Annotated in this window: 5 protein-coding genes and 2 pseudogenes; 5 read left to right on the top strand and 2 right to left on the bottom strand. The window is 58.6% G+C overall.

Going from position 1 to position 6,471, the window contains the following annotated elements; translation table 11 throughout:
* Positions 1-1,001, top strand: a pseudogene (locus RMO15_RS03375) (hypothetical protein); the annotation flags it as partial.
* A 54-nt stretch (positions 1,002-1,055) separates the two neighbouring features.
* Here the strand turns inward: RMO15_RS03375 and RMO15_RS03370 are convergent.
* Positions 1,056-1,382, bottom strand: a complete 327-nt coding sequence (locus RMO15_RS03370) for a hypothetical protein (RefSeq protein ID WP_309707791.1) — start codon at positions 1,380-1,382, stop codon at positions 1,056-1,058.
* Positions 1,383-1,384: 2 nt separating this feature from the next.
* Positions 1,385-1,837, bottom strand: coding sequence for a thioredoxin family protein (locus RMO15_RS03365; RefSeq protein WP_309707790.1), 453 nt, complete (start codon positions 1,835-1,837; stop codon positions 1,385-1,387).
* Between the two features lie 47 nt (positions 1,838-1,884).
* Between RMO15_RS03365 and RMO15_RS03360 the strand changes: the two genes are divergently transcribed.
* From RMO15_RS03360 to RMO15_RS03345, 4 genes and pseudogenes are all read left to right on the top strand, one after another.
* On the top strand, positions 1,885-3,930 hold the full coding sequence (locus RMO15_RS03360; RefSeq protein WP_309707789.1) for a beta-L-arabinofuranosidase domain-containing protein: 2,046 nt from the start codon (positions 1,885-1,887) through the stop codon (positions 3,928-3,930).
* Positions 3,927-4,847 carry a carbohydrate kinase family protein gene (locus RMO15_RS03355; protein WP_309707787.1) on the top strand — a complete coding sequence of 307 codons (921 nt, stop codon included), beginning with the start codon at positions 3,927-3,929 and terminating at the stop codon, positions 4,845-4,847. The genes RMO15_RS03360 and RMO15_RS03355 overlap by 4 nt, the downstream gene beginning before the upstream one ends.
* Before the next feature lie 200 nt (positions 4,848-5,047).
* Positions 5,048-5,563, top strand: coding sequence for a hypothetical protein (locus RMO15_RS03350; RefSeq protein WP_309707786.1), 516 nt, complete (start codon positions 5,048-5,050; stop codon positions 5,561-5,563).
* An 11-nt stretch (positions 5,564-5,574) separates the two neighbouring features.
* Positions 5,575-6,471 (top strand): annotated as a pseudogene (locus RMO15_RS03345) (hypothetical protein); the annotation flags it as partial.

Here is a 6,471-nt window from a genome sequence, read left to right as displayed (position 1 = left end):
GTTTTGGTGCGGCACTCACAAAGCTCGGAGCATCGCCCAAGGGTTTTCTTCTAAGCCGTGAGCGCATGCCCGCCGAGGTCTTCTGGAGCTACTCCCTGATCCCACTCAGCTCCATCATGTTCCCGCACATGTCCATTATGTGCCTGTCGGCCAAGAAAATGTCGGCGTTTAAGAACACGGTCGTGGCCTATCCGCTGGCGATCATGGCCGTCTGGCTCCCGAGTGTCTTCTTAGGTATTGTTGGAGCGCAAGTGATTCCAGGGCTCAAAGGCACGGAGTCTGATGGCGTTTTGCTGATGCTACTGACCAAGTACGCGCCCGTCTGGATCTCAGGGATTCTGGGGGCGGGGATTATCTCCGTGGTCATGGGGAGCGATGCGCACCAGGTGCTGGCACTCTCGACCATGTTTACCAAAGACATCTTCGATCACTACGGTGGACGCAAGAAGTTCGGAGAGCAGAGCAGTATTCTCTTTGCCCGTGGCTTTATTGTCGTCCTGACTGTGGTTGCCTATCTGATCGCTCTGGCAAAGCCACAGAGCATCTTCGAGCTGGCTGTGCGCTTTGCCTTCTCCGGCTTTGCCGCGCTTGCACCCGTCATGATCGCCGCACTCTTCTGGAAACGTAGTACCAAGTGGGGGGCACTGGCCGCTGCTATCTGGGTTGCGATCTGTCTTTTTGTCACAGGGTACCTCACCAATATCTCTGAGCCGATAGGGCTAAAGATGCAAGCTGCCCAAGCCGCTGCCGCCAAAGCCGCTGCGGATAAAACCACTCCCCCACCTCCGCCGGGTGCGCCCAAAAAGAAGCCCATTACCGAGCTTCCTATCTACCCGGAGCTGGGACGGCTCTTCCTGCGTGCACCGACCCAGATCACCATAATGGGCTACTTGCCCGTCGTCCCGATGGTGGTTGGAAGTGCGCTCCTGATGCTCTTTGTCTCGCTGGGCACCAAGCCCCCGAGTAAGGAGACGGTTGAAAAGTACTTCCCCAAGAAGTAAGACAAGAAGAAAGGGCGGCCAAATGGCCGCCCTTTCTTGCTCTTAGACCACCGGCTAGGCGGGATCTCGTACGAAGAAGCGAACGGTATGAACCAGCTTGCCGTCGGCGCGGATCTCCAACCGATAGAGTCCCTGGGGCCAGTCGCTTTTGGGTTTGGTGAGGCGGAAGTTGAGCACTCTCTCTTTACCGGGAGTGACATCCGCCGCTGCAATCGTCAGGTTCGGGCGAATCTCCTCCGCGTTCTCCGCGATCCACGTGCCGCGATAGACCTTGGCTGTCGCCTTGGGCACCGGATAGTGATAGACAAAGCGAGGAGTGTTTGTGGGAAACTCGAAGCCCTCTGGGGTAAGCGTCCGCTTGGAGTCTTGTGGGTTTTTCATCGCTAGCGCTTCGGCGTCCACTGTTTGAGAAAGGCGAGCACTTTAGCAGGGTCATGGTGGTCGCCTTCTTCTAGCTTGCCGGTGTCTTGCGTGGTGAGCTGCTTGCCAGTAGGGTCTAAAACAACGATTACGGGAAGACCCTTTTGGGTGGGGTTGCCGTAGCGCTTGTTGATGTCCTCGTTGTGCTTCTTGTCCACATCAATCAAGACCACCACGAAGTTCTTCTTCAGCTCCGCAGCGATTGCCTTGTCTTCGTCGCAGAGCTTATGGAGCTTATGGCACCAGCCGCACCAGTTGGCTCCAAATTGTAGTAGCACATTTTTCTTGCCACGCTTGGCCTCGATCAGCGCTTTTTCGATCTGCTGTGCCCCGTTGGCTTTTTCGTCGTAGAGCGGCGCGGGCTTGGGAGGTTGCACTTGTGCCAGGAGAAGTCCGAGGAGGAGAAGTTCTTTCATGTCTTATTCTACTCCAACTCTGCCTCGCTGGAGTATACTAAGCCACCATGATCAAAGATGTCTTTGAGCCACTGGCTCCTTCGCAGGTGAAGCTAACCGGCTGGCTGGGCAAGCGTGTGGTTGTGAATGAAGCGACGCGACTTCTCAATGTGGACCTCGTGCCGCTACTTGCTGGCTACAAGCAGCGCCCCGGAAGCCACCCGTGGATCGGGGAGCATATCGGCAAGTGGCTCCACGCCGCGACTCTGGCCTGGCAGAATACGGGCGATGAAAAGCTCAAAGAGAAGCTCGCTGGTGCCGTTAAAGAGCTGATCGCGTGTCAAGAAGCCGATGGGTATCTCGGAACCTACGTGAAGGGCCAGCGTTTCGGGCTCTATAAAGGCGCGGACTGGGATGTCTGGAGCCATAAGTACTGCCTGATTGGCTTGCTGACCTGGTGGGAGTACACCAAAGACGCCGCCGCGCTCGCCTGTTGCCAGCGCATGGGGGACTTGCTCTGCGCCACGTTTGGCACGGAGCCGGGACAGAAGAGCCTTCTCAGCGCGGGAACACACGTCGGGATGGCCGCCACGAGCGTCTTAGAGCCGATGGTGCTGCTCGCCCGCGCCAGCAAGAGCAAAAAATACTTAGACTTCTGTCGTTATATCGTCGAGGTGGCGTGGGAGGAACCACGCGGCCCCAAAGTACTCTCCACACTGACGGCCACGGGAAAGGTCAATAAGACCGCCAATGGGAAAGCCTACGAGATGCTCTCGAACTTGGTGGGGCTGTGCGAGCTCTACCGCGAGACGGGGGAGAAGCGCTACTTGGTCGGGCCACAGAAGGCTTGGGACGATATTGTGGCCAACCAGCTCTATCTCACGGGCTCGATGAGCTACGGTGAGCACTTCCACGACGACCATGCGCTACCCAATGCGCCGCGCAATAATATCGGTGAGACCTGCGTCACGGTGACCTGGCTCCAGCTCAGCTGGCAGCTCCTGCGGCTCACGGGCCAGGGCAAGTACGCCCACGAGATCGAGCGCTCGCAGTACAACCACCTCGCTGCCGCTCAGCGCCCGGATGGTGCCCAGTGGTGCTACTACACCGCGCTCGAAGGCACCAAGCCCTATGGCCCTGGCATCAACTGCTGCGTCTCGTCCGGCCCACGCGGCATGGCCCTCGCGCCGCAGAGTGTCTGCTTTACGGGCAGAAATACCCGAGAGCTGATTATCACCACGGTAGATAGTTTCGAGGCAACGGTTACTCTGAATGGCGTCGTGGTGCGGGTGAGCCAGAAAAGCCCGTTTCCCAAGCCGGGTGAGCTTGTCCTGACACTGGAGCCAGAGCGTCCTGTCGCGTTTGCGATCGCCATCCGCCTTCCACAGTGGGGAAGCTTCAAGACCCGTACAGGTACGATTCTCCGTGGTGCCTTCACCTCTCTCTCTGTCCGTTCTCAGACCTGGAAAAAGGGCGACACGGTCACGCTGGCGATGAGCGTCACTCCAAAGACTATCGAAGGCACGTTTACCAATGCGGGTCGCACAGCCAAAACTCTCGGGCCGTTTGTGCTGGCATCGCAGAACGGCCAAGACGTGCTCTTTGCCGAAGCGGGTGCAAACGGCGAGAAGTACCAGATCTGGTCTCCCCTGCCTGCAGGGGCGGGGGGGCTAGAGGAAGACCGGAGCCGCTCGGGAAACGTGGAGGGTTCAATCTGTGATGGCGATCCCAAGAGCTTAGTCGTCACGTTTGATGGCTCTAAGCCGCCTCTGTACTGGTTTAGCTTGAGCTTTGCCACGCCTAAGACTGCGACCAAGATTACCTACTGCCACGGACGCAGCTTCCATGACGGTGGCTGGTTTGATGCGTCGGAGACGAAGCCCTGGATCGAGGTGCAGCGCACCAAAGAGGGCCCGTGGGAAAAGCTCGGGGAGCTGGCGAGCTATCCGGCAACCACGGCAACCAATCCCCAAGGACTGCGCGAGGGCCAGGCGTTTGTGCTGAGTCTTGCCGTTCCCGTGACATTGGTGGGCCTGCGTGTTGTCGGCAAGCCTGCGTGCGGTGACAGTCCCCAGCAGGCGTTCTCTTCCTGCGGCGAGCTGGCGGCTTCATGATTGCCTGTCTGGGAATTCTGGTCGCGGATGTGGTCGCCAAGCCCGTGGATGCGCTCCCTGCGCGGGGGACACTGGAGCTGATTGAGCGCGTCGAGCTACATATCGGGGGAAATGCGGCCAACTCCGCCGCATCCGTCGCCAAGCTCGGTCTGCCGGTAAAACTTGTCGGAAAAGTGGGCGATGATAACTTTGGGGCCTTTCTCACGGAGGCACTGAGCAAGCTGGGTGTGGACACCCATGCGGTCGCCTGTGATCCTCACGCTCCCACGGCAACGTCGCTGGTTCTGGTGCACAACGACGGCGAGCGCTCATTTCTCCATGCGCCGGGAGCCAATGCCACGCTAAGCGCAGATGATGTGGAATGGGACGCGCTCTTGGGCACGCGTTTTTTCCATGTCGCGGGCTTGCAGCTTATGCCCTCGCTTGAGGGAGAACCCATCGCCAAGGTGCTGGCCGAGGCACAAAAACGCGGCATGTTGACGATGCTCGACACCGTGATGAACCCACGCTCCGCAGGCTGGAGTGGCTTGGCTCCCGCGCTTTCTTATCTCGACTGGTTCGTGCCCTCGATAGACGAGATCCACCAGCTTTGCGGAAAAGCCACGGTGCCTGAGCAGATTGCCGCCTGCCGCGCCGTGAATCCCGCGCTGAATATGGTCATCAAAGTGGGGAGCGAGGGCTGCTGGGTCGCGGAGCCAGGAAAAGAGCCCGTGCTGGTTTCTGGCATTCCCAATGTCACCGTGGTGGACACGCTCGGCGCGGGCGATTCCTGGTGCGGTGGCTTTCTGGTGGGGCTTTCACGGGGAATGTCTCCGAGGGAAGCCGCCATGCTCGCCAACAAAGTTGGGGCCGCGTGTGTGCAGATGCTGGGAGCGACCACTGGCATTCCACCTCTAGCAACACTATGGCGCTTGTAATATCTTTGCAATCTTCGGTGCTCTCTCCCGCCTTCGCTTAGTGTCGCCCACCCTTTCGTGCTTTCCCAGCTCACCATCACACAAACATTACAGGGAACAAAGATAAATTGGAGATAGTCCAACTTTTGTCGCGTAAGCAACGATAAAGAAAGCATATCCGAAACGATAAAGACAACATATCTGAAGAGAGCAACATTCCTATGGAAAAAGAAAAAGCAACAACATTCACCCGCCGTGAGATCTCTGTTCAAGCAGCACTCTTACTGCTCGGAGGGGCGACGCTCACGCTAGATGGCTGTGGAAGCAGCTCCACCCCCGAGCCGACTCCCACACCCGCGCCCACGGCTTCTCCTAGTCCGACAGCAACTCCCGTCGCTACCGCCACACCCGCGCCCACAGCAAGCCCGGCTCCTACACCAACCCCCTCACCAACTCCCGTTGCAGCAACCCCTACGCCTACACCGACTCCCACGCCCACCCCCGTGCCCGACAAAAGCGCCTCGGCGATCTCGTCTAACCATGGTCATACTGCCGTTATCACGGGAGCGCAGCTTACCGCAGGCGGTGGACTTTCTCTGAATATCCAGGGCTCATCCGCACATAACCATACCTTTGATCTTACGGGCGCTGAGGTCGTGAGTATCCGCAATGGCACAAAAGTTACCAAGACGAGCGCTTTGGGCGCTTCACATACCCACGACGTGACGTTTAACTAAAAAAATAATCTATGCAACGCCTGTTTTTTCTGATCGCGGTTTTGCTTGTCAGTGTGGTGCGTGCCTGGGCGCTGCCCTCGTACGCACTGCGCTACAAAGTCTCCTGCGCCACGTGTCACACGGTTGCCCCGTCGCTCAATCGCTTTGGGCTGACCTTTCAGGCAAACTACTTTCGCTGGCCTGCCGGTCAGGAACCCGAGAAGACAACGGGGCTAAAAGCACTTCCCCTCTCCCTGATTGTAAACGCCAGTCAGGAGAGCGGGCAGAAGTCTCGCACCACCACCAAGATCCGCTCTGCGCAGCTCAATATCTCCGATGCGGGCTACTTTATCTCCTCGTTTCCCGTCACCACGGATGAGGCACAGCAGGGAAGCCTTAAAGGAGCCTATATCGCGCTTCCGACGAGCCGTCGGGGCTTGGCGATTGTGGCGGGGCAGAGTAGTGCTTTGATGTACCAGTACGACCCCGTCAATACCCTGACGGGTGTCTTGCCCCGCTCACTCTCTTCCACCCTCAGAGGCTTCTCTCCGACAGACTTTGTTCCCACGGTTCGCGCCGACTACTTCAGCGGGCGTGGCGGCTCGAATCCCGATGGCACCTATCTCTCGGTCGGCGTTCCGTTTGAGGGAGCACTAGGTCTGCGGAAACAAGCGCGGGTTGGTGGCAGCAACGGTGTCTATGCCCATGCCTTCCGTCGCCTGGGGGCCAGCAGTGTGGGACTCTTTGGCTACAGCCGAGGCTCAGGCTCGCTGGTGAGTGCGCTGGGAACCTACCAGTTCAGGGAAAACTCTCGTTTCTTGCTCGTGGGGACAGCGGGAAGTGCGCCAGGTGAGCGCCTACGGGCTGCCTCCATCGAAGCGGAGCATCTTACCGCACCAGGACTTGCGCTGACAGGCCGCATCGAGTGG

Source organism: Armatimonas sp., assembly GCF_031410135.1.
GTDB lineage: Bacteria > Armatimonadota > Armatimonadia > Armatimonadales > Armatimonadaceae > Armatimonas.
The sequence above is the reverse complement of the archived record's forward strand: the minus strand, read 5'-3'. Positions and strand labels throughout refer to the sequence as shown.

Coding starts and splice junctions, on each gene's coding strand:
- RMO15_RS03370 (WP_309707791.1), bottom strand. CDS start 1,382: ATGAAAAACCCACAAGACTCCAAGCGGACGCTTACCCCAGAGGGCTTC.
- RMO15_RS03365 (WP_309707790.1), bottom strand. CDS start 1,837: ATGAAAGAACTTCTCCTCCTCGGACTTCTCCTGGCACAAGTGCAACCT.
- RMO15_RS03360 (WP_309707789.1), top strand. CDS start 1,885: ATGATCAAAGATGTCTTTGAGCCACTGGCTCCTTCGCAGGTGAAGCTA.
- RMO15_RS03355 (WP_309707787.1), top strand. CDS start 3,927: ATGATTGCCTGTCTGGGAATTCTGGTCGCGGATGTGGTCGCCAAGCCC.
- RMO15_RS03350 (WP_309707786.1), top strand. CDS start 5,048: ATGGAAAAAGAAAAAGCAACAACATTCACCCGCCGTGAGATCTCTGTT.